This is a genomic window from Bradyrhizobium sp. SBR1B (assembly GCF_014198205.1).
GTDB lineage: Bacteria > Pseudomonadota > Alphaproteobacteria > Rhizobiales > Xanthobacteraceae > Bradyrhizobium.
The window spans coordinates 16,446-30,626 of record NZ_JACIHC010000029.1 but is presented as its reverse complement, the minus strand read 5'-3'; the positions used below and the strand labels follow the sequence as shown (position 1 = coordinate 30,626).

Below are 14,181 nucleotides of genomic sequence, written 5' to 3'. Positions count from 1 at the left end.
GGTATCCGATGAGCGTGCCCAGCAATGTCCGGCGCTTCGAAGCGCTGCTCTATGCATCGTTGATGCTGGATGCCTTGTCCGTTGCGGTGCAGGATCGCACGCCCAGTGCCGAGGTGACCGAGCAGATGATCATGACGGGGACCTTGCTCGCCGGCGGCATGATCCTGCTGCTGGTCTACTTCGTCAGGCTCGCCGCGCATGAGCGGAAGAACTGGCCGCGCTGGGTGCTGGCGGCGGCGCTCGTGCTGTCGGTGATCTCGCTTGGCCAGATCATCGGCCAGAAGGGCCTGGAGCTCGACAGCGCCATCGAGATCGTTTCCTGCGCGCTGACGACGGTAGGCCTGTATTTCTCCTTCAGCGGCGACGCGCAGGGCTGGTTCAACGCGTGAGGTTGCGCGGTGCCGTAGGGTGGGCAAAGGCGCGCCCTTGCGCGCCGTGCCCACCATCTCGCGCCGTCGATCAAATTGGTGGGCACGCTTCGCTTTGCCCACCCTACGGCAGCTTTAAATGCGCTAAACTTCCTTCATGGAATGGACCGACGAAGGCATCGTGCTGGGCGTGCGGCGGCATGGCGAAAGCAGCGCCATCGTCGAGCTGTTGACGCGCGCGCACGGCCGCCATCTCGGCCTCGTCCGCGGCGGCGCCGGCTCGCGGATGCGGCCCTTGCTGCAGCCGGGGAACAGCGTCAGCGCGGTATGGCGAGCGCGGCTCGACGAGCATCTCGGCACCTACGCCATCGAAGGGCTTAAGCTGCGCGCGGCGGCGCTGCTGGGTTCGTCCCATGGCGTCTACGGCGTCACCCATCTCGCCTCGATTGCGCGCCTCTTGCCGGAGCGCGATCCGCATGAGGAGATCTTCGCGCTGCTCGAGCATTCGCTCGACGATTTCGAGGATATCGGTGGTGCAGCCGTGCACCTCATCCATTTCGAGCTGGCGATGCTCGCCGAGCTCGGCTTTGGGCTGGCCCTCGAAAACTGTGCCGTGACCGGCGAGACCACCGACCTGATCTATGTCTCGCCGAAATCCGGCGGCGCGGTGTCGCGCGGCGCTGGCGAGCCGTGGCGTGACCGCCTGTTGCGCCTGCCGCCGTTTCTGCGCCAAGGCGAAACCGCAAGCGACCTCACCGAGCAGGATCTCCAGGACGGTTTTCGGCTCACCGGCCTGTTCCTGCTGCGCCATGTGCTGGAGCCGCGCGGGCAGGGCCATTCCGACGCGCGCGCGGGCTTCATCAACGCCTTGATCCGTCAGCAGGCGAAGGCGGCGATTCCCGCGCCATGAGCGGAGCGGGACTCTGCCTTGCCTCCGGATATGGGGTTCCGGCGGAACGAAGTAGGGCTGGTTGAGTTCGCTTCCTCAGGTTCCATAGCGGGGACAGCCTAAATGTTGATCAGAGGATTCGCCTTGTCCGCGGCGCTGCTCACGTTTGCGCCTGATGCAATGGCCGGCGAGCCGCAACCCGGCGTGTTTCGCCGGGCGTCCTGCACGGTCGTCCGGTATTATGTGGCGAAATATTCTGCTGCGGCCGCAGAGACATGGGCGAGGTCGAAGGGAGCGACGGAGGCCGAAATCGAGGCCGCCCGGCGGTGCCTGACCAATGCGCCGGCGCCTGCCCAAACGCCTGGTGGGACCCAGACCCAGACCGTGACAGCCGGCTGGGCGGGGCATTAGGCGCCCACAGGGAACCAATCCATCCTTGCCCGATTCGCTTCCACGGTTTAACCGGGCGGCATGGGAAAACGAATCGTTCCGCCGGAAGAACCGGCCGAAATTCACGAGGTGCCGCTGCGTGAAGCGCTCGAGGAGCGTTATCTCGCCTATGCGCTCTCCACCATCATGCACCGCGCGCTGCCCGACGCGCGCGACGGCCTGAAGCCGGTTCACCGGCGCATCCTCTACGGCATGCGCCTGCTCAGGCTCGACCCCGGCACGGCCTTCAAGAAATCAGCCAAAATCGTCGGCGACGTGATGGGCTCGTTCCATCCGCACGGCGACCAGGCGATCTACGACGCCATGGTGCGCCTCGCGCAGGACTTCTCCTCGCGCTACCCGCTGGTCGACGGCCAGGGCAATTTCGGCAATATCGACGGCGATAATCCCGCCGCCTACCGCTACACCGAAGCGCGCATGACCGACGTCGCGCGGCTTCTGCTCGACGGCATCGACGAGGACGGCGTCGAGTTCCGCGCCAATTACGACGGCCAGTCGAAGGAGCCGGTCGTGCTGCCCGGCGGCTTCCCGAACCTGCTCGCCAACGGTGCGCAGGGCATCGCGGTCGGCATGGCGACCTCGATCCCGCCGCACAACGCCGCCGAGCTTTGCGAAGCCGCGCTGCATCTGATCGAGAAGCCCGACGCCAAGTCCAAGGCGCTGATGCGGTGGGTCAAGGGCCCGGATTTCCCGACCGGCGGCATCTGCGTCGATTCCAAGCAGGCCATCGCCGAAGCCTACACCACCGGCCGCGGCTCGTTCCGCGTTCGCGCGCGGTGGGAGCAGGAGGAGGGCGCGCGAGGCGCCTGGGTCGTCGTCGTCACCGAGATTCCCTTCCTGGTGCAGAAGTCGCGGCTGATCGAGAAGGTCGCCGAGCTGCTCGACCAGAAAAAGCTGCCGCTGGTCGGCGACATCAGGGACGAGTCGGCCGAAGACGTCCGCATCGTCATCGAGCCGAAATCGAAGAACGTCGATCCCGCGCTGATGATGGAATCGCTGTTCCGTCTCACCGAGCTCGAAAACAAGATTCCGCTGAACCTCAACGTGCTGATCAAGGGCCGCGTGCCCAAGGTGGTGGGTCTTGCGGAGTGCCTGCGCGAATGGCTCGACCATCTGCGCGACGTCCTGATCCGCCGCAGCAACTACCGCAAGGCGCAGATCGAGCACCGGCTGGAAGTCCTCGGCGGCTTCCTGATCGCCTATCTGAACATCGACAAGGTCATCAAGATCATCCGCACGGAGGATGAGCCGAAGCCGGCGTTGATGAAGGAGTTCAAGCTCACCGAGGTGCAGGCCGAAGCCATCCTCAACATGCGGCTGCGCTCCTTGCGCAAGCTCGAGGAGATGGAGATCCGCACCGAGGACAAGAACCTCCGTGCCGAGCTCAAGGGCATCAACGCGGTGCTCGCTTCGGAAGCCGAGCAGTGGAAGAAGGTCGGCGAGCAGGTCGGCAAGGTCCGCGACATGTTCGGACCGAAGACGCCGCTCGGCAAGCGCCGCACCACCTTTGCCGATGCGCCCGAGCACGATCTCGCCGCGATCGAGGAGGCCTTCGTCGAACGCGAGCCGGTGACGGTCGTCGTCTCCGACAAGGGCTGGATCCGCACCATGAAGGGCCATGTCGAGGATCTCTCGGGCCTTGCCTTCAAGCAGGACGACAAGCTCGGCTTCGCCTTCTTCGCCGAGACGACCTCGAAGCTGCTGCTGTTCGCCACCAACGGCAAATTCTACTCGCTCGACGTCGCCAAGCTTCCGGGCGGCCGCGGCCACGGCGAGCCGATCCGCCTGTTCATCGACCTCGAGCAGGAGGCCGCGCCGGTCGCGCTGTTCGTCAACAAGGGTGGGCGCAAATTCCTGGTCGCGAGCCACGAGGGCCAGGGCTTTGTCGTCAACGAGGACGATTGCGTCGGCACCACCAAGAAGGGCAAGCAGGTCCTCAACGTCGACATGCCGAACGAGGCGCGCACGGTCACCGAGGTGATCGGCGACACCGTTGCGGTCATCGGCGAGAACCGCAAGATGCTGATCTTCCCGCTCGACCAGGTGCCGGAGATGGCGCGCGGCCGCGGCGTCCGCCTGCAGAAGTACAAGGACGGCGGTCTCTCCGACGTTGCCGTGTTCGAGGCCAAGGCGGGTCTGACCTGGAAGGACTCCGCGGGCCGCGAATTCTCGGCGACCATGAAGGAGCTCAGCGAGTGGCAAGGCACCCGCGCCGACGCCGGCCGCCTGCCGCCGAAGGGTTTCCCGAAGTCGAACAAGTTCGGCAAGGTGATCGGGTAGGGCTCGTGTCCCGGACGCGCTGCACACTCCGCGCGGTCTGATACCGTTCGCCAGGCCGGTGTTCTGGAATGTCGAGAAATAACGCGATGTACGATGTCATAGTTGTCGGCGGCGGCTCCGCTGGCGCGGCTGTTGCGGCGCGGCTGTCCGAGGATCCCGCCCGGCGCGTCTTGCTGCTGGAGGCGGGGCGCGACTGGCGCGCCGATGAGGCGCCTTGGGAGGTGCGGACGCCGAACCCGATCCCGATCATCCACAAGCGCGAGTACCAGGAGAAATGGCAGTGGCCAGATCTCTTGTCGCGTCGCGTCGCCGGGCAGGAGCCGCGCTTCTACTGGCGCGGCAAGGGGCTTGGCGGCTCCTCGATGATGAACGGCCAGATCGCGATCCGCGGCGTTGCCGATGCGTTCGACGAATGGGCCGCCCATGGCTGCACCGGCTGGTCGGCCAGCGAGGTGATGCCGCTCTTCTCGGTGATCGAGGACGATTTTGAATTCGGCGCCGCCGAAGGCCATGGCCGCGGCGGACCGCTGCCGGTCTATCGCGCGCCGCCCGAGACCTGGGGCGCGATCGATCGCGGCTTGCGCGATGCCGCGCTCGCCAGCGGTTATCCCTGGTGCGCCGACCTCAACGGCCCCGACGGCGAGGGTGTCGCCTGCTATCCCATCAACAGCCGCGATGGTTGCCGCATCAGCACCAATGAGGGTTATCTCGAGCCGGCGCGAGGCCGCGCCAATCTGGAAATCCGCGGTTATGCGCTGGTCGATCGCATCCTGATCAGCGATGGCCGCGCCACCGGCGTCCGTGTCCATATCGAAGGGCAGGGCACTCACGAGATCAGTGCGCGGCAGATCGTGCTGTGCGCCGGTGCGATCCACAGCCCGGCGATCCTGCTGCGCTCGGGCATTGGCCCTGCCGAGGAATTGAAGGCGATGGGAATTGGCGTCGCCCGCGACCTCCCGGTCGGCCGCCACTACTTCGATCACCCGCTGTTTCGCACGACGATTCAGCTTCGTGAGGAGCTGCGTCCCACCGACCCCGACACCCGTCACACCAATTGCTGCGTGACCTATTCCTCGGGCCTCGCCGAGGGCGGCAAGCGCGACATGATCCTGATCGCCTTCAATCATCGCGGCATCGGTAATCCCGGGGCGATCGGCGCGGGCCTGTTCAACGCCTATTCGCGCGGCACGCTGAAGCTGGCCTCGACCGATCCGGCGATCGATCCCGTCGTCGAGGAGAACATGCTCGCCGATCCCCGCGACATGCTGCGCATGATGGATGCGGTGAGGCGGCTCGCCGTGATCACGTCGCAGCCGGCGCTGGCGGGCATCGCGGACCGGATTCGGCTCGCCGACACCGATCTGACGCTGCCGCAGGCGGCAGCGCTGCCGGATCATGAACTCGATGCGGTGCTGCGCCGTGAGACCGGCGACATCCAGCACGCCGCCGGCAGTTGTCGCATGACCGGCGCCGGCGAGCCCGACGGCGTGGTCAATCCTGACGGCAGCGTGAAAGGCATTGCGGGCTTGCGCGTCGCCGACGCCTCGATCATGCCGTCCGACTGCCGCGCCAACACGCATTTCACCACGGTGGTGATCGGCGAAGCGATCGTGCGGATGATGATGCGGTAGTTTGGCCGCGCCATGAGGTGCGAGTGGCGCGATGCAAAAGCATCGCGCCGCGAGCCTCGAAGGATGAACGGCCGAGATGCTTCGATATCTTGGCAGCGCCAGCCGGGCCGTCGCCCTTCCAGGGCCGCTGAAGAAGCGGCCACCTCAGGGTGACGGTGATGGATGGGAACGCACCGCTTGCTTCGCTACGCTCGCAACGACCGAGCAAGTGGCGGGACCTTGCTCATCAGTTCACAGACCGACCGCACTTCCCTATCTCTCGAGGTCGCTAACACAATCCACGATCTTGAGATTATCGACGACACGATCTCTGGTTACGAGAGTCGAGTTTCGCGAGCGCCAGGGAGCCGCAGAACCTGTTGCGCGTTTCGCACCAGACTAGGTCTGGATCGCTGCTACACCATTGTTCATCACCGGCGTATAACCGCCTCAAGCACTTCACGTGCGGTGAGCACGCTTCGATACCCATTTGCCTACGATGCAAGATTCCAGTTGCGCAGTGCTTTATTTTGGTTGTGAGGGTCCCACTCATGACAAGGCACCTTTCGAAGCGCATTGTGACCGATGTGCTTGTCGTCGCCGTATCTGTGGTGACCATCACGATTGCAGCGACATCGTTGGGCAAGTCCGTTGTTGCTGGGATTGCCGCTTCTATTCCGGGTCCATTTCATCTTGCGACGGAAAGGATGCTTGCCGGTGCCGGGCCGAGCAAGCCGAAACTCGCTCGCGCGCAGACAGGTTGTCGGCTTCGATCTGCACCTTTGCAATGGAACGCGGACGAGATTTTCGCGCCGCCTGCCGCTCCTCCACGATGAATTGCCACCCCGATTGAGCGGGTGGCAAGAAGGAAGCGGCCCGTGTCGAACCCCTGGCAGCACGCAGGCATGCGGCGGGTGCCCTCGGCCATGTCGAAGATCTTGGCTGGCTGTGAGGTAGCTTACAGCCTTCGCTCTTGGTGCGGGATAGGTTTGAGAAGGCTCTAAAACTCTGACGGAGGCATCAAGCAGGCGCACCATCGCCTTCTCGCGGCGCGTCTCGCCCGAGTCTTGCTCCAGGTGCCGCCCTCGACAAAGACAAGGGCGCAGGGAAGGCCGGGCGCCGGCTGGCACCCGAGATCCGTGCGCGAGCGAAATGCACACGGGGGGACCACAGGTGTTGCCGGTCGCCCGGCCTTCCCTGCGCGAATGGTTTTAACGGTGTCCTTCGTGCTCTCCTCGGGGAGCGTTGCACTATTGCCCCCGTCGCCTTGCGGATAGTCGATGCGCGTGCCGGTCGGCCACACATCACCGCCAAGGCTTGACGCCAGAACCCCGGGCGCCGGGACCACACGACTTCTCCGTCCGCGCACGTCCTCGCTGGGACTTCGAAGGGTGGCGTGTGCTCGCCCCCGAAGCCATACGAAGACGCTGTCGGCGTCGTGTCGTTTGCGCGAAGCCATTGCTCACGGTGTCCCGCCCTGCAATGCCCGCTCGCGCCCGACGCCGTCGCGTCCATCGCTACCCAGCCCGCGGTTCGTGACGATCGCGATCCGCCCCTTGTCTCGGGCCGGGTGAGCAGTGTGTACGACAAATCCGAATTTCGGTAAAGTGGAATATTTTGCGAGGTAGGGCTTGACAGGCGGCTTGGTCAAACTGACCGGGCTGTTTTGCCCGACGGGCGCGCTGCGACGAGCTTTTCCTTGAGGACGGGTGCTCGTGAATGACAGCTTCCAAGAGCAAGACGGAAGTCGCCCAGCTTGGTCATCATCGACGGCTTATGACCCATTGCTGCCGTCAGCCATCTACTTGCGCGCAAGAAAAACGTTAGAGGGTTCGACCTCGATCAGGAAAGCGTCGTTGGCGAGGCTCGGCACCCCGATCCAGGTTGCGCAGGGCGGGTTCTCGCCGAACGCCGCCCTGAGAGCGGTGGTGATCGCTCCACTTTCATGCATGTGACTTAGCCTGATGTAGAGTCGGAGTGAGCCGACGTCATCGAGCGTCGCGCCAACCGATGCCAATGCGACAGCCAGGTTTTCTAGGCTCTTTTCAAGTTGACGCCCGATGTCACCGGCACCGACGATGTTTCGATCGGCATCCCAAGCGACCTGGCCGGACACATTTACCACGTCACCGAACGGCGTCCGAATGACTGTAACCTGAGCAAAACCATACGGCCGGCTATCAAAGAGCCCTGCAGCAACATGGACGGATCGGGTCATTGGGGCTCCTTGTTTTTTGCCGCGGTCAACGGCGCAACTGCGACGAATAGAACATACGAACGCGACAAGCGACACTTCGGCTCCTGGCTCGACTGAGAAATCCTCACGGCCGAATCGACGTCTGCCATCCGTGGTAGTTCAGACCAGATTTGCTCTCAGCGAGACTTTCGGCCTTTGACCCGTAGCCGTCTTGCACGATGCCCCGCAATTGCGACGCAGCAATTGCCGCCTCAGCAGGTGCGACGACCATCGATGCGTGATACGCTGCGTCACCTCGTCCTCAAGCTGCGATGAGGATCGAATGAAGCGGCGGGAGTTCATAGCGGGTACTGCGGCGCTGCTCGTTTCGCCGAGACGTTCGTGGGCGCAGGGTAGACACCATCGACTTGGCTTCCTTGCTATAGGTGATGGGAGCGGGCGGGCCCTCAATCAAGCCGAGCTTGCGTTATTTGATGGGCTGCAAAAGCACGGCTGGATCGATGGAAGAAACCTGATTGTCGAGTATCGTTTTTCCCAACCCCCAGACCGACTGCCAGCTTCAGTTGCCGACCTGATTGCTCTCAGTCCCGATGTGCTCGTCGCTGCGGCGCCGCGGGCAACCACAGCCCTGAAATCCGCAACTGCCACCATCCCAATCGTATTCGTGGCAGTGTTCGATCCCGTGGGGCTTGGCCTCGTGCAAAGCCTATCGCGTCCAGGCGGCAATATAACGGGTCTCGCGACCTCCGCAGGGGTAACAATCGGAAAGCAAATCGAAATCCTCCGCGAACTAGTGCCCGGCGCTTCGAAAATCGCGCTCTTAGTCAATCCGGGCAATCCAATGCACAGGCTGATATTAGTCGAGGAGGTTCCTCCCACAGCCCGGAACCTGGGCGTGGCTCTGCCGATAGTGGAGGCGACCTCGGCTGAGCAGCTCGATACCGCCTTTGCCTCAGCCGCCGCCCAGCGCCCCGATGCAATGATCGTTCTTGGCGACCCTCTGACTGTAGTCCAGGGCCCCCGAATTGTTGCGCTCGCGGCGAAACATCGTTTGCCCGCTATTCATCTCTCACGAGAATTCGCGAATGGCGGATTGGTCGTTTATGGCCCCGATATAGCCGATCTGTTCCGCCGTGCAGGCGGTTACGTCAATAAGATCCTCAAAGGCACGAAGCCTTCCGATCTGCCGGTCGAGCAGCCGACCAAATTCCAGCTAGTGATCAACATGAAGACTGCCAAAGCGCTCGGCGTCACCGTGCCGACCTCGTTGCTCCTTCGCGCGGATGAAGTGATTGAATAGAATTTGCTGCGCTGCATGAGTCCGGATATGACCCTTAGCAGCTGATGGCTCGAACCCGTGTCAGTTCGGCTTTCAGAGGCAATCCCGACGGCAATCCAGGATGGCGTTTATTGCTGCTTTTGGCTCGTTGCGGCCCACCGGCATCTAGCCTGGGGGCGGGTGCAGTTATGCCATTTTTCACGCGCGGTTTCCGCTGATCCGCCGCGCCGTACTTCATCTTCTCTAAAATCTTTCCAATACCGATAGGTGCAAAACAGCCCGTACAGCCAAAGAAAGACGAGCACCAGAACAAGCGGACCAATCAAGCCTTTCGCGAACTCGGTTGGATCGAGAATCTTCAGCAAGAAAATCAAGGCGAGACATAGGGCTCCAGCAACCGCAAAGACTCGCGCTCGTAACCGCCAAACTCGGACTTCCTCTGAAACAGTCATCCCTCTTCCTTAGGCGTACGTACGCTCTCGCGCCGAGCCGGTAGGGCGAAAGCTAGGAGGCTCATTGGGGAGACCGAAAGCAACCAGCCTACCATTCCAAATGGCACTCGTGACCCGAACGGGACATCGGGGGGCCCACAGTGCGGCTGGCAAGGCTGCGCCAATGGATCAGGAACAGGCCAGAGTTTCGCTCGACAATGCGGCAGCGAACGTCATCCAAGCTTGAGACCTCGCCGCCATTGGCGACCGGATTGGGGTTCCTAACCTTGGGACGAAATCAAAACCTGCCAGATCTGATCCGACCGCGTGGGGGCCGGCCGATCAGTTCAGACGGCACTCACGATCGGAAATCGCTGATCTAGTCGGCGTTATAGGCCACCTCGCCCTTCCCAGTAGGTGGGCGTCCCGTAATACCGGTGGGTTCGGGTCTCCCAATTTCGATCTTCCCAGGAGTCATCGCTAAACTCAGGCGCGTCCCTCAGCTGTTGCTCCGTGATATTGGTTCGGAAGCCTTCAAGTGACGTGTCATACGTCAGAGCGCCCCAGGGAATGGGGTAATGGCTGTGACCCAAGCCGACAAATCCGCCGAAGCTCATAACGGCATAAGCCACGCGACCTGACACCTTGTCGATGATTAGGTGATCAATCTCACCGATATTCTTTCCATCTGCTCCATACACCTCGGTTCCTTGAATGTCTTCGCTTGAGATGCAGTGATGATCCGGATGGGCTGTTGCGCGGGCCATGACTTTTTCTCCTTCATGGGGGTAGGTGGTTTGTCGGCTTAACTCTGCCGCTCCGAGGGTGTTCCTGCGTTAGGCGTAACGGTCGCAGCGCCGATCACCAGCCTAGCGCCGCTGACATGGACTTTAAGAGCTCAAACAGAGGGACGACGATGAGGCGCAGATCTGGCGACGACCGGCCGGGTCGCTTCGCGCCGCTTTGCGGCGCAATATTTCGTAGCAAAGCGAATAGAAATCCTCCGGGAATTGGTGCCCGGGGCCTCGCAAATCGCGATCCTGGTCAATCCCGACAACCCGATGCATAAGCTGTTGGTAGCCGATGAGGCGCCCAGTACGGCGCGCAACCTCGGCGTGGCTCTACCGATAGTTCAGGCGACCACGGCCGAGTGCGATGCACGAGTCTCTTGTTGGCCCAAAGCCGCCATGCAGCCGCGTCGGCTTCGATGTCGCCTTCCAACAGCAAACCGGACCAACGAACCGACGAGTACGTGCCTCAAATCACCCCCGCCAGCCTTAGCGCCACGCCCGCCGCGCAGCTGCCCGCCAGCACCGTCAGCATGCCCAGCTTGAGCCGGAAGATCGCCGTTGCTGCTGCGATCGCCAGCAGCAACGCCGGCACATCGACGCTTCTCAGCACCGGCATATCGAAGTTCAGCGGAAACGCATGCACCGGCACGGTCTCGCGGAACAGCGTGTGGAGCGCGAACCAAATCGAGAGGTTGAGGATCACGCCGACGACAGCGGCGGTGATCGCACTGAGCGCGCCGGCGAGGCCGGTGTTGCCGCGCAGGCGCTCGATATAGGGGGCGCCGACGAAGATCCAGAGGAAGCACGGCGTGAAGGTGACCCAGGTCGCGAGCAGTCCGCCGAGCGTCGCCGCCAGCATCGGCGACAGCCCGCTCGGGTCGCGATAGGCCGCCATGAAGCCGACGAACTGCAGCACCATGATCAGCGGGCCCGGCGTGGTCTCGGCCATGCCGAGGCCGTCGAGCATCTCGTGCGGCTTCAGCCAGTGATAATGCTCGACCGCCTGCTGGGCGACATAGGCCAGCACGGCGTAGGCGCCGCCGAAAGTGACCAGCGACATCTTCGAGAAGAACAGCGCGATCTGGCTGAAGACGTTGCCTTGCCCGAGCACCAGGAGCAGTGCGATGACAGGCACCAGCCAGAGCGCCAGCCACAGTGCGCCGACGCGGATCGCGCGCGCGATGTTGGGTTTGACGTGGTCGGGCACGGCTTCGCCGAGCATGCTGTCGATCGCGGCGCCGCTAGCGCCATGGCCGTGACCGGCCGGCGCGAATTCGGCGCGGCCGCTTCGCGCGCCGGCATAACCGATAAGGCCGGCGGCGATGATGATGATCGGGAAGGGCACTGCGAAGAAGAAGATCGCGACGAAGGCGACTGCCGCGAGCGCGATCATGATGCGGTTCTTCAGCGCGCGCTTGCCGACGCGTACCACGGCCTCGATGACGATGGCGAGCACGGCGGCCTTGAGCCCGAAGAACAGCGCCTCGACGAAGCTGACGTTGCCGAAAGCCGCGTAGATGTAGCTGAGGCCCATGATGGCGATGATGCCGGGCAGGATGAACAGCCCCCCCGCCATCAGCCCGCCGGCAGTGCGATGCATCAGCCAGCCGACATAGGTGGCGAGCTGCTGCGCCTCAGGTCCCGGCAACAGCATGCAGTAATTCAGCGCATGCAGGAAACGGCCTTCGGAGATCCATTTCTTCTCCTCGACCAGGATGCGGTGCATCACCGCGATCTGGCCCGCGGGCCCGCCGAAGCTCAGGCAGGCGACGCGAAGCCAGACGCGGAACGCTTCGTTGAAGCTGATGCCGTGACCGGCATCAGCTCCTGCTTGAACATTCCGCGTGTCCATTACGCCTTCACCTTGTTGGTCGGCCAGTTGTGGGTCTCGGTGGTGGCGTCGCGGCACCAGCGGTAGAAGGCATCGTAGAGCGTCATGCCGGCCTCGAGCTGCGCGAGGTCGTCGTCATACATCCGCGATAGCCCGAGCGAGGCCGCGAGCAGGCCGGGCGCCTCCGGGGCGAGGTCGGGCCGCGCGGTGTCGGCGCCGCGCACCAGCGTGGCCAGCCGAAGCAAAGGCGGCGTCGCAATGCCGAACTCCTCGACCATCACGTCGAAGGTGCAGAGCTCGCCGCGGTGGCTCCAGAACACGTTCTCGATGTCGAATGGTGCGGCGTTGAACCGCTCGCCGACCCCGACCACCTCGGACGGGGCCACATACAGGAACACCGCATTGGGATCGACGAAGCGGCGGATCAGCCAGGGGCAGGCGATGCGGTCGACCTTCGGCCGCGCCCGCGTGACCCAGACGGTGCGGCCCTTGGCATCGCGCGGCGGCAGCTTGCGGGCGTCGACCAGCGGCAGCTTGGCCGCCTTCCAGCCCTCGAAGCCGCCCTCGAGAGTCTCGGCCTCCACGCCGAGCTGGCGGAGCCAGGCCGCCGTGCCCTGCGCGAGCTTCTCGCCGCGGAAGCACGAGACGACAGCCCGGCGGCCGGCGAAGTCGCCGCCCCAGTCGGTCACATTCTCGTGGCTGAGCTTGATAGAGCCGGGGATCAGCCGCCGGTCGGCGGCAAAATCCTCTTCAGTCCGCACGTCGATCAGGACAGGCGTGTTCGCCGTGCCGATCAACCGTGCCAATTTGTCAGACGATATGGTCGTGAATGTAGACATGATGCGTCCTCGCAAGAACCGAACGGGACGCGATGCTTGGGCGTGTCGCCTCGTGGGGAGATCGCTCAAATCCCCATGGCGCAGATTACATCGAAACTAAGAAGCACTGTCAATCCGCAGGACGATTGGACCTTCGAAAAGTGCTGCCCGCCGGTCTATACTGAACCCAGAAGACCTGAATCCCCTGGAGAATTCGATGCATTCCCATTCCATCGAACAATGGACCCATGACCACGCCTTTCTCGGCCAGAAGCACGACGAGAACGAGCGGCGCACCTGGTTCGTGGTCGTCCTGACGCTGGTCATGATGGTCGGTGAGATTGTCGCCGGCTCGCTGTTCGGTTCGATGGCGCTGCTCGCTGACGGCTGGCACATGGGCACGCATGCGGCCGCGCTCGGCATCGCCGCCTTCGCCTATCGTTTCGCGCGGCGGCATCTGGGCAATGCGCATTTCACCTTCGGCACCGGCAAGTTCGGCGATCTCGCCGCCTTCGCCAGCGCGATCATTTTGGGATTGATCGCGGTCGAGATCGCCTATGAGAGCGTGCTGCGGCTGATCAATCCGGTGCCGATCGTGTATGGCGAGGCGATCGCGGTGGCCGTCCTCGGACTTTGCGTCAACCTCGCCAGCGCGTGGCTGCTGCAGGGCAGCCACGATCATCACCATCACGGCCATGATCACGGCCACAGCCATGCGCATGATGCCCACGGGGATCACGACCATGATCATCACGGCCATCACCACCATCACGACAACAACCTTCGCGCGGCCTATGTCCATGTCATGGCCGATGCCGCGACCTCGGTGCTGGCGATCGCAGCTCTTGCCGTCGCCATGTATTCGGGCTGGGTCTGGGCCGATCCGGCGGTCGGCCTGATCGGCAGCGTGGTGATCGCGAGCTGGGCGTTCGGCTTGATCAAGACGTCGGGCGCGGTGCTGCTCGACGTCCGCGCCGATGAGAAGCTGGAGCGGGTGATCCGGGCGCGCATGGAGGTCGGCGACGACCGCGTCACTGATCTGCATCTGTGGCAGGTCGGTCCCGGCCATTGCGCCGTGCTGCTCTCGGTGGTGTCCGACAAACCGAAGCAGCCGGCCGTCTACAAGCGGCGGCTCGCCGGGCTGAAGGGCCTTAGCCATGTCACGGTGGAGGTCGAGACCTGCCTGCATTGACGTGAACCGCGCGAGCGGAATTCTGCGATGCGGCCGGGGTTGATC

12 protein-coding genes are annotated in these 14,181 nt (G+C 63.5%); 7 read left to right on the top strand and 5 right to left on the bottom strand.

Annotated features, from left to right (window positions below; all coding sequences use genetic code 11):
* Positions 1 to 8 precede the first annotated feature (8 nt).
* From GGD61_RS37330 to GGD61_RS37310, 5 genes are all read left to right on the top strand, one after another.
* Positions 9 to 389, top strand: a complete 381-nt coding sequence (locus GGD61_RS37330) for a hypothetical protein (protein ID WP_092257553.1) — start codon at positions 9 to 11, stop codon at positions 387 to 389.
* A gap of 136 nt (positions 390 to 525) precedes the next feature.
* Positions 526 to 1,278, top strand: a complete 753-nt coding sequence (gene recO / locus GGD61_RS37325; RefSeq protein WP_092257550.1) for a DNA repair protein RecO — start codon at positions 526 to 528, stop codon at positions 1,276 to 1,278.
* Between the two features lie 102 nt (positions 1,279 to 1,380).
* Positions 1,381 to 1,668 (top strand): hypothetical protein, encoded by a 288-nt coding sequence (locus GGD61_RS37320; RefSeq protein ID WP_092257547.1) that lies wholly within the window; start codon positions 1,381 to 1,383, stop codon positions 1,666 to 1,668.
* A gap of 60 nt (positions 1,669 to 1,728) precedes the next feature.
* Positions 1,729 to 3,987, top strand: a complete 2,259-nt coding sequence (gene parC / locus GGD61_RS37315) for a DNA topoisomerase IV subunit A (protein WP_018320017.1) — start codon at positions 1,729 to 1,731, stop codon at positions 3,985 to 3,987.
* 86 nt (positions 3,988 to 4,073) lie between these two features.
* The gene (locus GGD61_RS37310) at positions 4,074 to 5,618 is read left to right on the top strand and encodes a GMC family oxidoreductase (protein ID WP_210311330.1); all 1,545 of its coding nucleotides are present in this window, start codon (positions 4,074 to 4,076) and stop codon (positions 5,616 to 5,618) included.
* Positions 5,619 to 7,398: 1,780 nt separating this feature from the next.
* On the opposite strand, the gene GGD61_RS37305 is transcribed toward GGD61_RS37310, so the two are convergent.
* The gene (locus GGD61_RS37305; RefSeq protein WP_092257540.1) at positions 7,399 to 7,815 is read right to left on the bottom strand and encodes a RidA family protein; all 417 of its coding nucleotides are present in this window, start codon (positions 7,813 to 7,815) and stop codon (positions 7,399 to 7,401) included.
* A gap of 301 nt (positions 7,816 to 8,116) precedes the next feature.
* On the opposite strand from GGD61_RS37305, the gene GGD61_RS37300 reads away from it, so the two are divergent.
* On the top strand, positions 8,117 to 9,094 hold the full coding sequence (locus GGD61_RS37300; RefSeq protein ID WP_092257537.1) for an ABC transporter substrate-binding protein: 978 nt from the start codon (positions 8,117 to 8,119) through the stop codon (positions 9,092 to 9,094).
* Positions 9,095 to 9,201: 107 nt separating this feature from the next.
* Here the strand turns inward: GGD61_RS37300 and GGD61_RS37295 are convergent, their stop codons facing one another.
* From GGD61_RS37295 to GGD61_RS37280, 4 genes are all read right to left on the bottom strand, one after another.
* On the bottom strand, positions 9,202 to 9,525 hold the full coding sequence (locus GGD61_RS37295) for a hypothetical protein (protein WP_143109059.1): 324 nt from the start codon (positions 9,523 to 9,525) through the stop codon (positions 9,202 to 9,204).
* A 368-nt stretch (positions 9,526 to 9,893) separates the two neighbouring features.
* A complete protein-coding gene (locus GGD61_RS37290; protein ID WP_018320022.1) occupies positions 9,894 to 10,271 on the bottom strand; it encodes a PRC-barrel domain-containing protein in 378 nt (125 codons plus the stop codon).
* 490 nt (positions 10,272 to 10,761) lie between these two features.
* Positions 10,762 to 12,147 carry a chromate efflux transporter gene (gene chrA, locus GGD61_RS37285; protein WP_183232231.1) on the bottom strand — a complete coding sequence of 462 codons (1,386 nt, stop codon included), beginning with the start codon at positions 12,145 to 12,147 and terminating at the stop codon, positions 10,762 to 10,764.
* Positions 12,147 to 12,965: a chromate resistance protein ChrB domain-containing protein gene (locus GGD61_RS37280; RefSeq protein ID WP_183232230.1), complete on the bottom strand. Its 819-nt coding sequence runs from the start codon at positions 12,963 to 12,965 to the stop codon at positions 12,147 to 12,149. Before GGD61_RS37280 ends, chrA begins: the two co-directional genes overlap by 1 nt.
* 196 nt (positions 12,966 to 13,161) lie before the next feature.
* Between GGD61_RS37280 and dmeF the strand changes: the two genes are divergently transcribed.
* Positions 13,162 to 14,136, top strand: a complete 975-nt coding sequence (dmeF, locus tag GGD61_RS37275) for a CDF family Co(II)/Ni(II) efflux transporter DmeF (protein WP_183232229.1) — start codon at positions 13,162 to 13,164, stop codon at positions 14,134 to 14,136.
* Positions 14,137 to 14,181: the final 45 nt, after the last annotated feature.

Excerpts from the sequence above, each read along its gene's own strand:
- GGD61_RS37300 (WP_092257537.1), top strand. The coding sequence starts at position 8,117 with ATGAAGCGGCGGGAGTTCATAGCGGGTACTGCGGCGCTGCTCGTTTCG.
- GGD61_RS37310 (WP_210311330.1), top strand. The coding sequence starts at position 4,074 with ATGTACGATGTCATAGTTGTCGGCGGCGGCTCCGCTGGCGCGGCTGTT.
- GGD61_RS37305 (WP_092257540.1), bottom strand. The coding sequence starts at position 7,815 with ATGACCCGATCCGTCCATGTTGCTGCAGGGCTCTTTGATAGCCGGCCG.
- parC (WP_018320017.1), top strand. The coding sequence starts at position 1,729 with ATGGGAAAACGAATCGTTCCGCCGGAAGAACCGGCCGAAATTCACGAG.
- GGD61_RS37295 (WP_143109059.1), bottom strand. The coding sequence starts at position 9,525 with ATGACTGTTTCAGAGGAAGTCCGAGTTTGGCGGTTACGAGCGCGAGTC.
- GGD61_RS37290 (WP_018320022.1), bottom strand. The coding sequence starts at position 10,271 with ATGGCCCGCGCAACAGCCCATCCGGATCATCACTGCATCTCAAGCGAA.
- recO (WP_092257550.1), top strand. The coding sequence starts at position 526 with ATGGAATGGACCGACGAAGGCATCGTGCTGGGCGTGCGGCGGCATGGC.
- chrA (WP_183232231.1), bottom strand. The coding sequence starts at position 12,147 with ATGGACACGCGGAATGTTCAAGCAGGAGCTGATGCCGGTCACGGCATC.
- GGD61_RS37280 (WP_183232230.1), bottom strand. The coding sequence starts at position 12,965 with ATGTCTACATTCACGACCATATCGTCTGACAAATTGGCACGGTTGATC.
- dmeF (WP_183232229.1), top strand. The coding sequence starts at position 13,162 with ATGCATTCCCATTCCATCGAACAATGGACCCATGACCACGCCTTTCTC.
- GGD61_RS37320 (WP_092257547.1), top strand. The coding sequence starts at position 1,381 with ATGTTGATCAGAGGATTCGCCTTGTCCGCGGCGCTGCTCACGTTTGCG.
- GGD61_RS37330 (WP_092257553.1), top strand. The coding sequence starts at position 9 with ATGAGCGTGCCCAGCAATGTCCGGCGCTTCGAAGCGCTGCTCTATGCA.